Consider the following 16,577-nt stretch of genomic DNA (forward strand, 5'->3'; position numbering starts at 1 on the left):
ATTAAATTTTTTCTTTGAATGTTAGAGCGACTTTTTTAGTATTGGTTTAATCTAGCTCTTGTCGTCAATACTATTCAAGAACTGTTCCAAAGAATATTCATCTGGATATAAAACTTCCCGAGCTTTACTTCCTTCAAACGGACCAACAATTCCGGCAGCTTCCAGCTGGTCGATAATTCTACCAGCACGGTTGTAACCCAACTTCAGTTTACGTTGAATTAAAGATGTAGAGCCTTGCTGATGCATCACTATCAATCTGGCAGCATCCTCAAAAAACTTATCACGCTCGTTTGGGTCAAAATCGGCCTTACTGCCTTCGCCAGCCTCATCTATGTACTCTGGCAATTGGTAGGCATCCGAATAGCCGCGTTGATTACCAATAAATTCAGAAATCCGATCTACCTCCGGTGTATCAACAAAAGCACACTGTAGCCTGATTAAGTCGCTTCCGGTAGATAAAAGCATATCTCCACGGCCAATTAACTGATCTGCACCGCCACTATCTAAAATTGTTCTTGAGTCAATTTTTGAAAGCACCCTAAATGCTAACCTTGCAGGGAAATTGGCTTTAATGGTACCGGTTATAATATTTACAGATGGACGTTGAGTAGCTAAAACCAAATGAATACCAATGGCACGGGCCAATTGCGCCAAACGGGCAATAGGCGCCTCTACTTCTTTACCAGCCGTCATCATTAAATCGGCAAACTCATCTACTACTAAAACGATGAAAGGTAAAAAACGATGTCCATTGTTCGGGTTCAGCTTCCGCTTGATAAATTTATCGTTATACTCTTTTAAATTTCTAACCTGCGCATCCTTCAGTAAATCGTAACGCTGATCCATTTCAATACAAAGTGAATTCAATGTATTAACCACTTTCTTAGTATCGGTAATAATCGCATCGGCTTCTCCAGGAAGTTTAGCCAAAAAATGGCGCTCTATTCTGTTAAATAAAGTTAACTCCACCTTTTTAGGGTCGACCAATACAAACTTCAATTGTGCCGGATGTTTTTTGAATAACAGCGAAACCAAAATGGCGTTAATCCCAACCGACTTACCCTGACCCGTAGCCCCGGCAACCAATAAGTGAGGCATTTTAGCCAAATCAGCTATAAAAACTTCATTACTGATGGTTTTACCTAAAGCTATCGGCAAATCCATTGTATTTGATGTCCATTTTTCGGTGTTCAAAATGCTACGCATTGGCACCATTTCTGGATGCTGATTCGGAACCTCGATACCAATTGTTCCCTTTCCAGGCATTGGCGCAATAATACGAATACCCAGTGCAGCTAATGAAAGCGCAATATCGTCTTCCAGATTTTTGATTTTCGAAATCCTTACGCCTGGAGCTGGAATAATTTCATAAAGTGTAACCGTCGGACCAATTGTAGCTTTAATCTTATCAATTTCAATATTATAATGATTAAGCGTTTCTACAATTTTGTTTTTATTGGCTTCCAGCTCTTCGGCGTTGACCGAAATTTTATTGGTACCATAATTCTCTAGCAAATCGACTGTCGGATATTTATAACCCGCTAAATCTAACTTCTCATCGTAATTACCAAATTGTTCAACTAAATCTTCCGATTTTTTCTCTTCTTCCGTTTTTTCAATTGTAAAAGCAGGTTCCTTTTCTTCCTCCTGAACAGTCGGCTCCACTGTTAAAGGCATAGAAGTGGCTACTGTTGCAGCCGTTGATAATGGTAAATTCGTAGCCAGCGGCGATAAAGTTACAGGGGCAATTACCTCTTCTTCTTCCTCTTTTCCTTCGTAACGGTTGGACTTTATCACAACATTTTGCTGTCTGCGTTCGGTGCTTACGGGTGGTTTATCACGCACAGGAAACTCGATCGGTGCCGATACTTCCTCCACTTCTTTATTTTGAGAAAATTTTTCCCTCACCTCATTTACATAATCAGGCGTTTCGTTATCCAGATAAACCTCTCTCTCCTTACGCTCCGGAAATTTAAAATCGATGTTATAAGCGATGATTAAAATTGTTAAACCGGCGAAAGCAATTAAGCCAGCTACACCAGCTGCCCCTATTTGCGCCGCCAATAATTTATTGCTCCAATAACCAAATTCACCCTCAACATAATGTGGCGACTCCGACCAAAAGCCGTGAGCAAAACCTAAGGTAAGGGAGATGAACAATAAGAAGAAAAAACTATATCCTAGAGTTTTAGAAATGGAAAGAATTTTAACCTTGAATAGCAATCTATATCCAATAATGAAGAAAGCCAATACGAATAAAAACGAAGCAATACCGAACCATTCGTAGATAAATTGATGAGATAATAAGGCACCGAATTTACCTAACCAGTTTTGTACAACCGGAATGGTAACGCCCGAATCTTTCAGCTCTTCAGCCGTTTTAAACAAATTTCCCCAGCCGCCGTTGGCATCAATAACATAACTCTGGTCATCTTGCCAGGTAAATAAATAAGATGTAAAAGCTATTAAAAAGTAAAGTGAAAGGATAACAAAAAACAGACCTACAATTTTTATTGCACGTCCATCCTGCAAGTCGAAACTTGGTAAATATTCTCTTTTTTCTTTCGGCTGGCGATTTGACGATGGCCTACCTGACGCATTTTCTGCACCTTTATCTCTGAATGTGTTGGTTTTAAACTGGTTTCCCCTTACCGCCATTTTCTGTACTAATGTTAATATTTAACAAATATAAAATATATAGTTGTATCTCTTGCGTTTTTAAATCAGCCTTAAAATAAATAAAATTATTAAGCCAGTATTAAACCTTAAACAGAAAAACTCGTCTATTATTTTAACAACACACAAGTTGTACGTTTTGTCAAATGAAACGGATTTTGTTTTAGGTTTTATCCCGTTTTGCCTGGAGAGGTTAAACGGGATTTTTATTGCTTTAGAAAATGTAAGTTTTGAGTTTTATAGGTACTGAAGTCCCGTTATCGCTGTGATCTTAATCAAGGTTTTGTTATTCGGAGGGGTAATTTATTTTATAAAAATCATTATAATAAAACTAATGAGATTGTGCCAAAGGGATTCCTCTGGAGCTTCTCCCGACAAAATCGGGATCGCAAAGATGGAAAGTTAAATCTGTCATTCTGAGCGCAGCGAAGAATCCCTAACCTACAAAACAGTAACTTAAGTAGCCGCACCACCTGAAATAAAATCTGCAAACTATTAATGTTTGGATCTTTGATTTAACAGATTCTTCGCTGCGCTCAGAATGACAAAGCTTTTGTCGAGATTTGTAATATCGACTAACAGAATTAAGAACGGTCGTCATTGCATGCCTGCGGCAGGCAGGCGAGGCAAGAAGCAATATTCTTTAATAAAATATACAGCAAATGAGATTGTGCCAAAGGCATTCCTCTGAAGCTTCTATCGATGAGAAATCGATCGGAAAGATGGTGAATTAAAAACGTCAATGGTAGGCACGAGGAATCTGTTTCATAGCTTGAAGATTCTTCGTGCCTCAGAATGACAACGTATTCAAGATTGTAACAACGAAAAAGTATTTCCGCTTTTATCGGGTTTATTTAACGAATGTTCTAAACTCTATCAAAAACCTTCTCTTGGAAACCGCTTAAAGCTGAGGTTTCAAACTCCATTAATTTTTTGTTAATTTAAATCGATTATTTGAACTAAAATCAATAACATGAGTATATCGGAACTCGAAGAACAAATTGAAGCAGGAAATTTGGAGGCAGTAAAAACGATTTTGATTCAAAATCCACAACTGGCAAATACGAATACTTCTCATCATATTTCTCCATTGCTACTAGCCTGTTATTATAAAAAGCAAAGCATAGCAGATATAATTGCAGAATTTTCTAATCAGCTGACTTTGTTTGAAGCTTGCGCTGTAGGCAAATTCGATACCGCTACCCTCCTCATTTTCCAAAACCCTGATGATGTTAATAAATTCTCTGAAGATGGATTTACGCCATTGGGCCTAGCTTGTTATTTCGGTCATGAAGAGTTAGCAAGATTTCTGGTCCTCAAAGGTGCCGATGTGAACTTAGCATCTAAAAATGGATTTAACGTTTTTCCGATTCATTCCGCAGTTGCGGCTAATAACATCAACATCACGAAGATGCTTTTAGATGCCGGCGCTTACCCTAACGTTTGTCAGAAAGCTGGCTTGGCGCCGTTACATACCGCAGCACAATTAGGGAATATTGAATTAATTATTTTGCTTTTGGAGCATGGAGCAGAAGTAGGCTTACGCATGGAAGGCGGAAAATTGCCAGCAGATTTAGCCGCAGAAAAGGGCTTTAATGAAATTGCAGAGATTTTGAGGGAGGAGTAACCCCTAGCCCCTAAAGTGGGAAAGAAAAGCAAGAAGTATAAGGTTGAAGATACCTGTTCTAAAATGAAGAGGTATAACTGAGGCGCATAAATCAAACACTAGAAAGGGAAAGACCCTTCAGAGGTTTGGGGTTCTACTCCCAAATCCTTAACCTAATCTTTTTCATGTAGGTTCTAATATCCAAAACAACCGCTGCCAGGAAATAAAACAGAATCGGAAAACCTACAGCCAGGAAAGAAGAATAAATAAAAAACAAACGTACTTTCGCCGTACTCATATTTAGTTTATTGGCAAGGTAGGTAGATACGCCAAAACTTTGTTGCTCGAAATAGGTGATGATTCTTTGAAACATGGTTAGCTCATTTTATTTATTGTTTATCAATATCAAAAAGGGAAAGCGAAGTATCAGCACTAATTTAACAATTATTTTGGTTAAACTCGGAGTTGCCCTATTCTAAAATGAGCTTTTCGAAGTCTTGCCTGTTTTCATGTTTAATGAATAAAATTTGTTGTTCTTCTAAACCTGAATACTTTTTCTTTAAATCATTTTTAAATTTTTCTATATCAACATCGGCATTCAATATCACTGTCAAAGCATCGGCGTTGCCTCTCACTTCGATAATTTTATCGGGATAAAGCTCTTTAAGTTCGTGTGGAAATTCCATAATGGATAAACCAATTTATAAGGTAGAAAGTTTGGTTAAATTTAAGTAGTTATGCCTGCTTTAAAATTTTTATACCAATACCACAAGATAGACATTTTTTCTGATCGCAATATTGTTTTTTCAATTGCAAAATCCCTTGCGATGCAAAAGCGTTATCTATTACTACACCTGCAGCGGTAAATTTTTCAGTAATTGCATTTTGCTCTGAGGGTAAACTTTCTAATAACTTAATCGCCCTGCTCACATAGAATTGTGTCCCGGTATGTTTGCCATAAGCAAATAGAAACAAAGCGACAGTGTTAAGCAAAATATTATCAATTGATGTTTTACCTATTTGAATACTTACTTCCTGCGTTTCTTTTTTAAAATGGTAGTGTGTTTTCCAATAGTCATTTACAGGGAGGTTTTCGAACAATCCACGAAGCTCAGCAACACCACTGATCTCCATCACTTTCGAAAATAGATGATTTGCTTTTACAATCAGTGCTGCAAATTGCGCCAAACGAATGGTTGGGAAATTTTGTGGCCGCATCCGCATAAATTTCCAAACGGAAACCTCGATGGGTTCTATTTTATATTTCTTTTGGAGAAACTGGAATTCTTTTTTAAGCCTTCCAGGATATTCTTCTTTAAAATTATCATTTAAAAATCCGGCTGAACCGAACACTAAAGCCTCAATTAACAGTGTATTATCTTTGTGCTTGCTATAGATTTGCTGTGGTATCGCCTTCGCGAAGAGTTCGAAAGGTAAAGCATTTACCTTGAAACCAAAGTTTCGGGCCATAAACCGATAGAAAGTTTCATCCCAATTACCATTTAATTCGTTGAGTGTTTCTATTACTACATGTGTTTTCTGTTCAAATCTCTCGATCAATGTTCTCGATAAAAATGAATCGACAATTAATTTATCTACAGTTTTAATTTGAGCGATGCAGGGAAAATCAGTTAATGTTAGAAACAAATTTTCGTACTTCTCAATTAACTCATCCGCAATGCGATTTTTTAATTCTAAGACAGGTAGAACAGAGCCATCCATTCGTTTAATTTCTACATCATTCTCATAAACCACATGCAGTATAACGTTATCATAACTTGCATCGGTTTGATGATTGTGTTTTAACCAATCTGAAGCCTTGATATGAATTTCAATATTCCCTGCCCAAATCGTTTCACCAAGCTGTATTTTACTGTTACTAAAATCAGGACCAGCATTTTTATTCAGAAAACCTTGATGAATAATCTTCAGATTTTCTCCATCAGCCGTTTTCAAATCATTATTGTCAAACGATCTAAATTGCCAAACATAATGAAGAAAATCTTCAGGAAAATTCATTATTGAAGATACTGAAATATTCCTTAAAGTTTTGGTTTAATTTGTCCGGTGCCGTGAATATAGTTCAGTTTTCTTTCAAAGATTTTTCTACTAAGGTTCGAAATAACTACAAGAATATTAAACCACTTCCGCTTTCTTCTTATAATTCGTAATAAAAACACCAGCAATAATCAAAACAGTTGCAACAATTAAATCTATACCTACATGTTCATTTAAAATTAACCATCCCAAAAATATTGCGATAACTGTATTAAAATAAGTGAGGATAGATACTTCGGACGCAGAAACCTTTTTCAACGCGTAGTGATAGCAGAAATAACCAAGCACCGAGCCAAATACCGCAAGGTAAACTGCAGCAAAGATACTTTCGGTTTTCCAGGAGCTTACCTCAGCCTCACCAGAAAAAATCAAGGCTAAGCCCAGTTGAACAATTGCAGAGAATACAAATTGATAAAAAAGATTTAAAAATATGTACTGCGGTTTCCCGCTATGTTTTTTCGAATAAATGGTACCGATTGTCCACCCTGAAACGGCGATCACTAATGACAAAATTCCATTTCTGTAGCCCGGTTCTAGCAAGTCGCTAATACCATCCCGAAAAATGAAGACGATTCCAAGGAAACCGACAAATACACCAATAAAACCTTTTAAGCTCGGTTTTTGAATCCCCAGGAAAACGCATCCTAGAAAAACCAGAAGAGGCGAAGTGGCGTTTATCAAAGAGGTTAATCCACTAGGGATCGTTTTTTCGGCGACGGTGGTCATGCCATTCGCAATTACAACCATCAAAATAGAAAGCAATATTTGCCTTTTAAAACTTGCCCATCCTATCCACTTTAATTCTTTTTGTTTGATAAGGATGATTAGAATAATTAAAGATGCAATTGTTTGGCGAATGGCTGTTACGTACCACGCCGGAATACTCTCTACGGCAACACGAATACCCAGATAGGTTGTTCCCCAAATTAAGGCAACGCCAGTTAAGGCAAGGATAAGTTTTAAATCTATTTTGGATTTCATGGTTGGTTAGAAGTTTGCCACGGAAACACAGAAAACACGGAAATAAAATTAAGTTTCCGTTTTTCGTGGCCAATAAAAATTTTGATAGGAAAAATCTGTGAATCTGTGGCTAAACAATATTTGCGTTCACCAATATCTGCTCCATTTCCCGCTGCAGTTTCAAAGCCTCTTCTCTTGCCTTTTCTGCAAAATCTTCGCCGTTACTTGCATAAATAATTCCCCGTGAAGAATTAATTAATAATCCGCATTGCGAATTTAAACCGTATTTACAAACTTCCTGCAGATCTCCTCCTTGTGCACCGACACCCGGAACCAAGAGAAAATGGTTTGGAGCCAGTTTGCGTACATCTGCAAAAGCAGAACCACGGGTTGCGCCAACCACGTACATCATTTGTTCATCGCTTGCCCATTGTTGTGAGGTTTTTAATACCTTTTCAAAAAGTCTATCCTCGCCAATTTGCTGTAATTGGAAATCGGCATGACCAGAATTTGAGGTTAAGGCTAAAAGAATAACCCATTTATCTTTAAAAGTTAGAAATGGTGTAACCGAATCGCTACCCATATACGGTGCAACGGTAACCGAATCGAAACTCATTTCGGATGATTGCTCATTAAAAAAAGTTTCTGCGTACATGGCAGAAGTATTGCCAATATCGCCACGTTTTGCATCAGCAATAGAAAAAATATCTTGTGGAATATATTTCCAGGTTTCAATTAGAGTTTCCCAACCTTTCTTACCATAACACTCATAAAAAGCGGTGTTTGGTTTATAAGCAACACACAAATCTTTTGTCGCATCAATAATCTGTTTATTAAATTCCAAAATCGGATTTTCGTATCTCAGCAAGTGTTTTGGAATTTTATCCAATGAAGAATCCAATCCGACACATAAAAATGAACGCTTTTTTTGTATCTGCTCGAAAAGTTGTTGCTTAGTCATATAAGTGCTTATTTGGTGCAAATATGAGGTTTTTTAAGTTTTTAGAACTACAAAAATATCTTCACATACATTATTTTTATAAACATTTTAAACTTTTTCTTGCGGATTACGTTTCAAATACATACAATTGCAACATAATTCTCAACCGTTTATCTGAATATCCCAGAAAAATTTTATCAAGACTTGTTTTTTGTTACCATTTTTTAAAAGCGAAAATCGTTTTTATTCAGCTCGTAAACATTTATGAAACATTTTGAGTATATCTATTAACCAACTCATCACAGTTTTATAGCCTTAAGAATTTATACACAAAAAAACCGCTGGGCTTACGCAATCACAAGAGAAGCCTTTGCACATTTTATGACAGGAAGCATCCGTTGTAAACAAATGAAAAATTTCTTGAAACATATATATTTAGAATGTTTAGTAAAACAGAATTAAATGATAAGCTCACACCAGAATTACGTGAGCTTGCAAAATCTTATGGCATTGAAGGTGCCGAATCCCTTAGAAAAATTGACCTTGTTGAAGTACTGTTACACCAGCAAGAAATTATAGATGCAGCTAAAGCAGGCACGGGCGCAGACCCATATAGCGAAAGCGAACCGGTTGCTGTTGCTCCTGCTCCAAAAACTAAAGCCGCTAAAGCTGAAAAAACTCCAAAAGTTGCTGCATCAGCCACTGCTGCTCCTTCTACTCCAGAAAAACCGGTTAAAAAAAGAGCAAGATTAAGTAAAGATGAACCTGCAGCTCCAATTGAAAGAAGAAGAGATTCGGTTACTTTGTTTGATGAACCGCAACACCAACAACAACCAGAAAGACAACCAGACAGAATTGTTGAATCGGAAGACGGTGGAAGCAAACCAATTTCTGCTTTAATTGAAGAATCAGCGGAAGTGATTCCTGCGGCTCCGAGACAAAAACAAGAGCCAAGAGAAAAGCAAGAAAAACCACAACGCGAAGATAACCGCCAGCAAAAACAACCTGGAGGCGGTAACCACCACAAAAACGAAAACAGTTATTCTAACTTAGATTTCGATAACGTAATTACAAACGAGGGCGTTTTAGAAATTATGCCTGATGGTTACGGTTTCTTACGCTCTGCAGATTACAACTACTTAACCTCTCCTGATGATATTTACGTATCTCAATCTCAAATTAAACTTTTTGGTCTAAAAACCGGCGATACCGTAAAAGGAAGTATCCGTCCACCGAAAGAGGGCGAAAAATATTTCCCATTAGTTCGTGTAGAAACCATTAATGGAAGAATCCCTGCAGAAGTTCGTGACCGCGTACCATTTGATTATTTAACACCACTTTTTCCAACTGAAAAACTAAATCTTTTTACGGATAACAGCAACTACTCTACCCGTATTATGGATTTGTTTACACCAATTGGTAAAGGACAACGTGGATTAATTGTAGCACAACCAAAAACCGGTAAAACGAATTTATTAAAAGAGGTTGCAAATGCAATTGCTAAAAATCATCCAGAAGTTTATTTAATTATTCTTTTAATTGATGAGCGCCCGGAAGAGGTTACAGATATGGCTCGTAGCGTAAGGGCTGAGGTTATTGCCTCTACTTTCGATGAGCCAGCTGAACGACACGTAAAAATTGCCAACATCGTTTTAGAAAAATCCAAGCGTTTGGTAGAAAGCGGACACGATGTGGTTATCCTTCTAGATTCGATTACACGTTTAGCACGTGCTTACAATACCACTGCTCCTGCTTCGGGTAAAATTTTATCTGGTGGTGTTGATGCTAATGCATTACATAAACCAAAACGTTTCTTTGGTGCTGCCCGGAACATCGAAAACGGCGGTTCTTTAACAATTTTAGCTACTGCATTAACCGATACAGGTTCTAAAATGGACGAAGTGATCTTCGAAGAATTTAAAGGAACTGGTAACATGGAGTTACAATTAGACCGTAAATTATCGAATAAACGTATCTTCCCTGCTATTGATATAACGGCTTCGAGTACTCGTAGAGATGATTTATTGCTAGACAGAGATATTCTACAACGTGTTTGGATTTTACGTAACCACCTGGCAGATATGAATAGCCAGGAGGCGATGGAATTTGTACAAGCTCAGATAAAAGGTACAAAAAGCAACGAAGAATTTTTAATTTCGATGAATAGCTAGTAGAGTGTTAAAAGTTAAAGGTTTAAAGTTGAAAGTTTTCTAAATGCGAATCCAGTCACTTTGAACCTTTAACTTTGTACTTTCAACTCAAAATAAATGAAAAGGCATATCCCTAATGCGATTACCTGTGCAAATCTGTTTTCTGGTTGTATCGGAATCGTTTTTGCTTTTAAAGGCGATCTACAAACTGCTGCCTATTTCGTCATTCTTTCGGGCATTTTCGATTTTTTTGATGGAATGGTTGCCCGATTATTGAATGTAAAGTCGGCGATTGGAAAAGATTTGGACTCGTTGGCAGACATGGTAAGTTTTGGTTTTTTACCAGGCGTGATTATGTTTCAGCTGCTAAAAACCAGTGATTATACTTCTGAATATTTACCCTATTTAGGTTTCTTTATTACTGTTTTTTCAGCCTTGCGATTAGCAAAATTTAATAATGATGAGCGTCAAACCGAAGATTTTATTGGCTTAAATACGCCAATGAATACGCTGTTTATCTGTTCGTTACCGTTTATTGCGACCGATTATCCTCAGGTAATTGGTTCCACGATGCTATTAGTTGCTATCACCGCGATTACCAGCTTTCTTTTGATTAGTGAGATCAAAATCTTCTCTTTGAAGTTTAGCGATTTTAGCTGGGCAAAAAATAAAATCAAGTTTATCTTTCTAATAATATCAGCTGTGCTAATTGCAGTTTTACAATTTGCCGCCATTCCTTTTGTTTTGGTACTCTATATCAGTTTATCAATCCTGCATTTTAGACGTGCTGGCCGCAGCAATATAATAAGTTCGAAATAGTTGCAAGGTATTTACTTCATGCTCATGCTGAATTTGTTTCAGCACCTCTTTCATTAAATACATTGAAATAAATTCACGGGAACGCCTGCTGTAACTTAATCCTGATTAATAATTTGAATTAAAGCCAAACTTGGGCTTTTAAAAAATCAGTTATCACTTAGATTGAATATCCTTCTTAGCGACTTCCAATTGAGCATAAATCTCGACTAACAAGGCTTTCAAGCGTTCAACATCTGGGGGGATTTGCTCCACCGCGATCTGATTTCGGGCATTATCTTCGATAGACTGAACAAAATCTTTAACATCGCTCCGCCCCACATAGCTAAATGTGGGCTTAATTTTATGCGCACAATTGCCAACCTTATCCCAATTTTCACTTGATAAAGCATCTTCCAACTCCGCCAGATAAAAAGGCGTTTGTTCAATAAACGTGTCAAAAACTTCGATCATAAATTCTGGATTATGACCAACCATTTCTTTAAGATATGATAAATCTAAGGGATGATTATCATGATTCTCTTGCATATAACAAAGCTAGATATTTACAATTTCTTAACGTCTAATTTATCTGTAATATTTTCAAAAATATCTAAAATAGTTTTCCCCAAAATGGGATGTATCACACCTGGGGCAATTTCAGCCAGGGGAGCCATAACAAATCTTCTTTCTTGCATATGCGGATGAGGAACCTGAAGCTTATTTTCGATATCAATAACCTCATTTCCATATAGAATTAAATCAATATCAATTAAACGCTCTCCCCATTTATCTTTCCTAACTCTACCTAAATTTTTTTCTATCTCCAGTGCCTTGTTTAAAACTTCAATAGCAGTAAAGTTAGTCTCAACGGCTACGGCTTGATTTAAAAATGAGGGTTGATCAGTTTTGCCCCATGCTGCAGTTTCATACAAAGCAGAAATGGAAACTACTGAGCCTATATTTTCTGCTGTGAGTGCAATTGCTTTACGCAAATTATCTTCTCTATCACCCAAATTTCCTCCCAGTAACAAATAAGCGGTTTGGTACTCTAAAGCCGTATTAAGCATCATGTATTTTTATATCTTTACGGCACAAAATTAACATTTAAATGAAAGATTTTTTCAAGTATCTATTTGCCTCAATGCTAGGATTTTTCCTATCAGCAGTTATTGTTTTCATCATCATCTTTGTAATTATCGTTGGTGCTATTTCTTCCATCGACAGTGATAAAACCGTTACTGTATCGAACAACTCGGTACTATTTTTAAACTTAGACCAACCCATTACAGAACGTACTCCGAAAAATCCGTTTGGAAATCTGCCCATTGTTGGCGGTAGCGAAAAAGACGGAATTGGTTTAAATGATTTGTTAAAATCTATCCAAAGGGCTAAAACTGATGATAATATTAAATGTATTTATTTGAATGTGAGCAGTCCGAATGCTGGTTTTGCCACTATGCGTGAGGTGAGAAATGCTTTAATTGATTTCAAAAAATCACATAAAAAAATTATTGCTTACAGTGAGGTTTTTACCCAAGGCGCATATTATCTCGCGTCTGCTGCTGATAAAGTTTATTTAAATCCCGAAGGAGCTTTGGAATTTAAAGGTTTTAGTTCTGAACTCACATTTTTTAAAGGTACGCTGGAAAAAGTAGGCGTAGAAATGCAGGTGATTCGTGTTGGCAATTACAAAAGTGCTGTCGAACCTTTCATTCTAGATAAAATGAGTGATTATAACCGCAAACAAGTTACCGCTTATGTGGGTGGTTTGTACAATACATTTTTAACTGATATTGCTAAAAGCAGAGATATTCAAAAAGATAGTTTGTACAAAATTGCCGATGATTACAGAGTTAGAGAACCTCAGGATGCGGTTAATTTTAAAATGGTTGATGCATTAAAATATAAAGATCAAATTTTAGAAGAATTAAAAGGATTATCAGGCAGAACCAGAGGCGAAAATGTACGTACAGTTTCTATTAATGATTATGTTAAAAACAATACCGACACGGGTTCTGGAAAGGATAAAGTCGCTGTAATTTATGCCAATGGAGAAATTAGTGGCGGCGAGGGCAACGATAATCAAATTGGTTCAGAACGCATCTCGAGAGCAATTCGTAAAGCTCGTTTAGATGATGACATTAAAGCAGTTGTAATCCGCGTAAATTCTCCTGGCGGTAGTGCACTAGCATCGGATGTGATATGGAGGGAAATCGTTTTAACAAAAAAGGAAAAACCCGTTATCGCTTCATTTGGTGATGTTGCGGCATCTGGCGGTTATTACATCGGCTGTGCTGCCGATAGCATTTTTGTTCAGCCAAACACTATAACCGGCTCTATTGGTGTATTTGGCCTCATTCCAAATTTTCAAAACTTGATGACCAACAAATTGGGAATTACTTTCGACGGTGTCAAAACTGGGAAATATGCTGATATTATGGCAACCAACCGCCCGATGACAGCTGGAGAAAGATTCATTATTCAAAATGAATTAAACAGAATTTATAGTGGTTTTGTAAGTCGCGTGGCAGATGGCAGAAAGAAAAGCAAAGCTTATATTGATAGCATCGGTGGTGGCCACGTTTGGATTGGAACCGACGCCGTTCAAATTGGTTTGGCTGATAGAATTGGAAGTTTCAACGATGCGATTAAAGCTGCAGCAAAAAAAGCAAAAATAAAGGAATACAAAGTGGTAGAATACCCTGATGTTGTCGATCCTTTGAAATCGTTTATGGATGAAAGTACAGACAGGATCAAGACTTACTACACCAAGCAAGAGTTGGGCGATAATTATATGCTTTATCAGCAAATGAAAAAAGTTATTGCCAGTTCAGGAATTCAGGCAAGAATGCCCTTTGAAACAGTTATAAAGTAATATTTAATGTAAAAAGTAAGAGAGATGATGGAATCGACCAACTTCCTTCTTACTTTTTCTATTTTTCCTAATCCCATTTTCAATTCTCGATTCCCTATCCCCTATTACAACTTATTCAATCATTTTCCACTCCGGATGTAAAGTCAAATAAGTTCCATTAACCGATTGATTCATCGGATGAACCGTTATAGAAATACTTTTTCCTTTCAAAAACTCAAATCCAATACCGTCTTGCTTGGCATCGTAAACGGTTACAGTATCTTTTTGCTCATTTAAATAAGTAGAAATTCGTTCCATAGCAGGGAATTTCAATTTCGTGTCCGATTCATTTAATCCAACAGTAAAAACCATCTTGGGTTTTGTACTTCCATGAAGTAATTCTAATCTGTTTCACATCTTTCACTCGCATGGTCGAATCTCGATAAGATGAATAAACAGCAATTTCATCTCTTTGTCCACCTACAGAATCTTTATTAAACCAAATACCCCATGCCTTGCCCATTGCCGCATCGCCAGCATCAGGTTTACCAAGCAACGCTCCTACTTTTTCCATATTTTCACCCAGAGAAACTTCACCCACTGAGCGACCAGGAACAATCAAATAGCGAGAATCGACTATGCGGCCTGGACCCGATTCAATACTTTCTATCGAATCGGTTTTATGCTGAGAGTTTTGCGAAGATTGACAAGCTGCCATACTAATGGTCAAGCCAAGAAGGATGATTTTTGAGGATTTCATGACTCTAGAACAACACATTAATTAATTCTGTTTGAAAAAATACCGCTCCCAAAAGTTTTAACGCTTTATTTCATAATTTTACAGCTTATGGAAAACAAAACCATCGCCCGTAGTTTACGCCTCTTATCGCAGTTAATGGAATTACATGAAGTAAATCCATTCAAAATAAAATCAATAGCCAATGCTTATTTTAAGGTTGATAAACTCCCTTTTGCACTTAAAGACAAACCTTTAGATGAGATCGATAAAATCGATGGCATTGGTAAAAGTTTGGCAGGAAAAATCATCGAATTATTGCAAACCGGCGAACTTAAAGAACTAAACGATATTATAGGAGAAACACCCGAAGGCGTTGTAGAAATGCTCGGTATCAAAGGGATTGGTCCGAAGAAAATTTTAATTATTTGGCGAACCTTAGGCATTGAAAGTATTGGAGAACTTTATTATGCCTGCAACGAAAACCGATTAATTGAGGCGAAAGGTTTTGGCCTAAAAACACAAGAAGAGATTAAAAATGCTATTGAGTTTAAGCTGGCAGCAAACGGCAGATTCCTTTACGCTCAAGTGGAAGGCTTTGCAAACACCATATACGCACAAATCTCCGAATGGTTAATTAAAGTTGATAACCATTCTTCCTTAGGCTTTGCAGGTCAATTTCGCCGTGCCTGCGAAATTATTGATGAGTTGGAATTTGTAATCGGTGCTGAACAGGTAGAGGAAGTACAAACCAGCCTGGAAACTTTTGAACCGCTTTCGTTAATCCTCGGCGAAGATTGTTTCATTACGACAACCGAAGCTGGTTTGAGAATTAAAGTTTTTGTTGTTGATAAATCTGATTTCTATTTAGAATGGTTTAAACTGACGGGAAATACCGAACACGTTGAACAGGTCTTAAAATTGGCTGGCGATGGTCATTTTAAAAGTGAAGAGGCTATTTACAGTAAAGCTGGATTAGCATTTATTGAGCCTGAACTGCGTGAGGGTTTAGATGAATTGGCATTAGCCAGAGAAAACAATCTACCCAAACTCATCACGGACGAAGACTTAAAAGGAAGTTTGCATAATCATTCTATGTGGAGCGATGGAGTTCATACGCTCGAGCAGATGGCGGTATATTGCAAAGACACACTGAACTTACAATATTTAGGCATCTGCGACCACTCGAAAACAGCAGTTTATGCGAAAGGGTTAAATGAGCAACGTGTTTTTGCACAACATCTGGAAATTGATGAGTTGAACAAAAAACTATCACCTTTTAAAATTTTTAAAGGGATTGAAAGTGATATATTGACTGATGGTTCTTTGGATTATTCTGATGAGGTGCTTAAAACTTTCGATTTTGTGGTGGCCTCGGTGCATAGCAATCTTCGAATGGATGAAACCAAAGCGACTGCCCGGTTATTAAAAGCAATTGAAAATCCCTACACTACTATTTTGGGACACCCAACAGGGCGTTTACTGTTAAGCAGAGCAGGTTACCCGATTGATTATAAAAAAATTATTGATGCTTGTGCTGCTAATAAGGTCGTTATCGAAATTAATGCAAATCCTTTACGATTGGATTTAGATTGGCGTTGGCATCGTTGCGCTTTGGAAAAAGGCGTGTTGCTTTCGGTAAACCCCGATGCTCACAGAACTGAGGGATTCCACGACATGCGTTACGGAATTTTAGTGGCTCGCAAAGGTGGATTAAGCGCCGATAAATGTCTAAATGCTTTTTCTTTAGAGGAAATAACGGAATATTTTAACGCTAAAAAAGGTTAGCCGCAGATTTG

Annotated in this window: 15 protein-coding genes; 5 read left to right on the plus strand and 10 right to left on the minus strand. The window is 37.3% G+C overall.

All coding sequences use genetic code 11. From position 1 onward, the window contains the following. Positions 1-51 precede the first annotated feature (51 nt). On the minus strand, positions 52-2,658 hold the full coding sequence (locus tag ACZZZK_RS05205; RefSeq protein WP_463483207.1) for an FtsK/SpoIIIE family DNA translocase: 2,607 nt from the start codon (positions 2,656-2,658) through the stop codon (positions 52-54). Positions 2,659-3,649: 991 nt separating this feature from the next. Between ACZZZK_RS05205 and ACZZZK_RS05210 the strand changes: the two genes are divergently transcribed. After that, positions 3,650-4,303, plus strand: a complete 654-nt coding sequence (locus ACZZZK_RS05210; RefSeq protein WP_463483208.1) for an ankyrin repeat domain-containing protein — start codon at positions 3,650-3,652, stop codon at positions 4,301-4,303. Between the two features lie 133 nt (positions 4,304-4,436). On the opposite strand, the gene ACZZZK_RS05215 is transcribed toward ACZZZK_RS05210, so the two are convergent. The 5 genes from ACZZZK_RS05215 to pyrF all read right to left on the minus strand — a co-directional run bounded on the left by ACZZZK_RS05215 (position 4,437) and on the right by pyrF (position 8,261). Beyond that, positions 4,437-4,655 carry a PspC domain-containing protein gene (locus ACZZZK_RS05215; RefSeq protein ID WP_056849744.1) on the minus strand — a complete coding sequence of 73 codons (219 nt, stop codon included), beginning with the start codon at positions 4,653-4,655 and terminating at the stop codon, positions 4,437-4,439. A 97-nt stretch (positions 4,656-4,752) separates the two neighbouring features. Continuing rightward, positions 4,753-4,968, minus strand: coding sequence for a hypothetical protein (locus tag ACZZZK_RS05220; protein WP_265797606.1), 216 nt, complete (start codon positions 4,966-4,968; stop codon positions 4,753-4,755). A gap of 49 nt (positions 4,969-5,017) precedes the next feature. After that, positions 5,018-6,301 carry a DUF2851 family protein gene (locus ACZZZK_RS05225; RefSeq protein WP_463483209.1) on the minus strand — a complete coding sequence of 428 codons (1,284 nt, stop codon included), beginning with the start codon at positions 6,299-6,301 and terminating at the stop codon, positions 5,018-5,020. A 117-nt stretch (positions 6,302-6,418) separates the two neighbouring features. Continuing rightward, on the minus strand, positions 6,419-7,321 hold the full coding sequence (locus tag ACZZZK_RS05230; protein WP_463483210.1) for a DMT family transporter: 903 nt from the start codon (positions 7,319-7,321) through the stop codon (positions 6,419-6,421). Between the two features lie 109 nt (positions 7,322-7,430). Next, a complete protein-coding gene (pyrF, locus tag ACZZZK_RS05235; protein WP_463483211.1) occupies positions 7,431-8,261 on the minus strand; it encodes an orotidine-5'-phosphate decarboxylase in 831 nt (276 codons plus the stop codon). A gap of 419 nt (positions 8,262-8,680) precedes the next feature. Here pyrF and rho point away from each other — a divergent pair, with 419 nt between their 5' ends. Next, positions 8,681-10,411 (plus strand): transcription termination factor Rho, encoded by a 1,731-nt coding sequence (rho, locus tag ACZZZK_RS05240; RefSeq protein WP_463483212.1) that lies wholly within the window; start codon positions 8,681-8,683, stop codon positions 10,409-10,411. A gap of 96 nt (positions 10,412-10,507) precedes the next feature. Further along, positions 10,508-11,209, plus strand: a complete 702-nt coding sequence (gene pssA, locus ACZZZK_RS05245) for a CDP-diacylglycerol--serine O-phosphatidyltransferase (RefSeq protein ID WP_463483213.1) — start codon at positions 10,508-10,510, stop codon at positions 11,207-11,209. A 153-nt stretch (positions 11,210-11,362) separates the two neighbouring features. Here the strand turns inward: pssA and ACZZZK_RS05250 are convergent, their stop codons facing one another. Beyond that, complete coding sequence (locus ACZZZK_RS05250) at positions 11,363-11,734, minus strand: Hpt domain-containing protein (protein ID WP_463483214.1); 372 nt, start codon at positions 11,732-11,734, stop codon at positions 11,363-11,365. Positions 11,735-11,751: 17 nt separating this feature from the next. Further along, complete coding sequence (folK, locus tag ACZZZK_RS05255) at positions 11,752-12,258, minus strand: 2-amino-4-hydroxy-6-hydroxymethyldihydropteridine diphosphokinase (RefSeq protein WP_463483215.1); 507 nt, start codon at positions 12,256-12,258, stop codon at positions 11,752-11,754. Positions 12,259-12,296: 38 nt separating this feature from the next. On the opposite strand from folK, the gene sppA reads away from it, so the two are divergent. Beyond that, positions 12,297-14,063, plus strand: coding sequence for a signal peptide peptidase SppA (gene sppA / locus ACZZZK_RS05260; RefSeq protein WP_463483216.1), 1,767 nt, complete (start codon positions 12,297-12,299; stop codon positions 14,061-14,063). Between the two features lie 111 nt (positions 14,064-14,174). On the opposite strand, the gene ACZZZK_RS05265 is transcribed toward sppA, so the two are convergent. Both ACZZZK_RS05265 and ACZZZK_RS05270 read right to left on the minus strand, forming a co-directional pair. After that, the gene (locus ACZZZK_RS05265; RefSeq protein WP_463483217.1) at positions 14,175-14,360 is read right to left on the minus strand and encodes a hypothetical protein; all 186 of its coding nucleotides are present in this window, start codon (positions 14,358-14,360) and stop codon (positions 14,175-14,177) included. Positions 14,361-14,388: 28 nt separating this feature from the next. Next, entirely contained in the window at positions 14,389-14,802 is a 414-nt protein-coding gene (locus tag ACZZZK_RS05270; RefSeq protein ID WP_463483218.1) for a hypothetical protein, read from the minus strand. Between the two features lie 87 nt (positions 14,803-14,889). Here ACZZZK_RS05270 and ACZZZK_RS05275 point away from each other — a divergent pair, with 87 nt between their 5' ends. Then, the gene (locus ACZZZK_RS05275; RefSeq protein WP_463483219.1) at positions 14,890-16,566 is read left to right on the plus strand and encodes a helix-hairpin-helix domain-containing protein; all 1,677 of its coding nucleotides are present in this window, start codon (positions 14,890-14,892) and stop codon (positions 16,564-16,566) included. The last annotated feature ends 11 nt before the right edge of the window (positions 16,567-16,577 follow it).

This window comes from Pedobacter sp. AC163 (assembly GCF_979258665.1).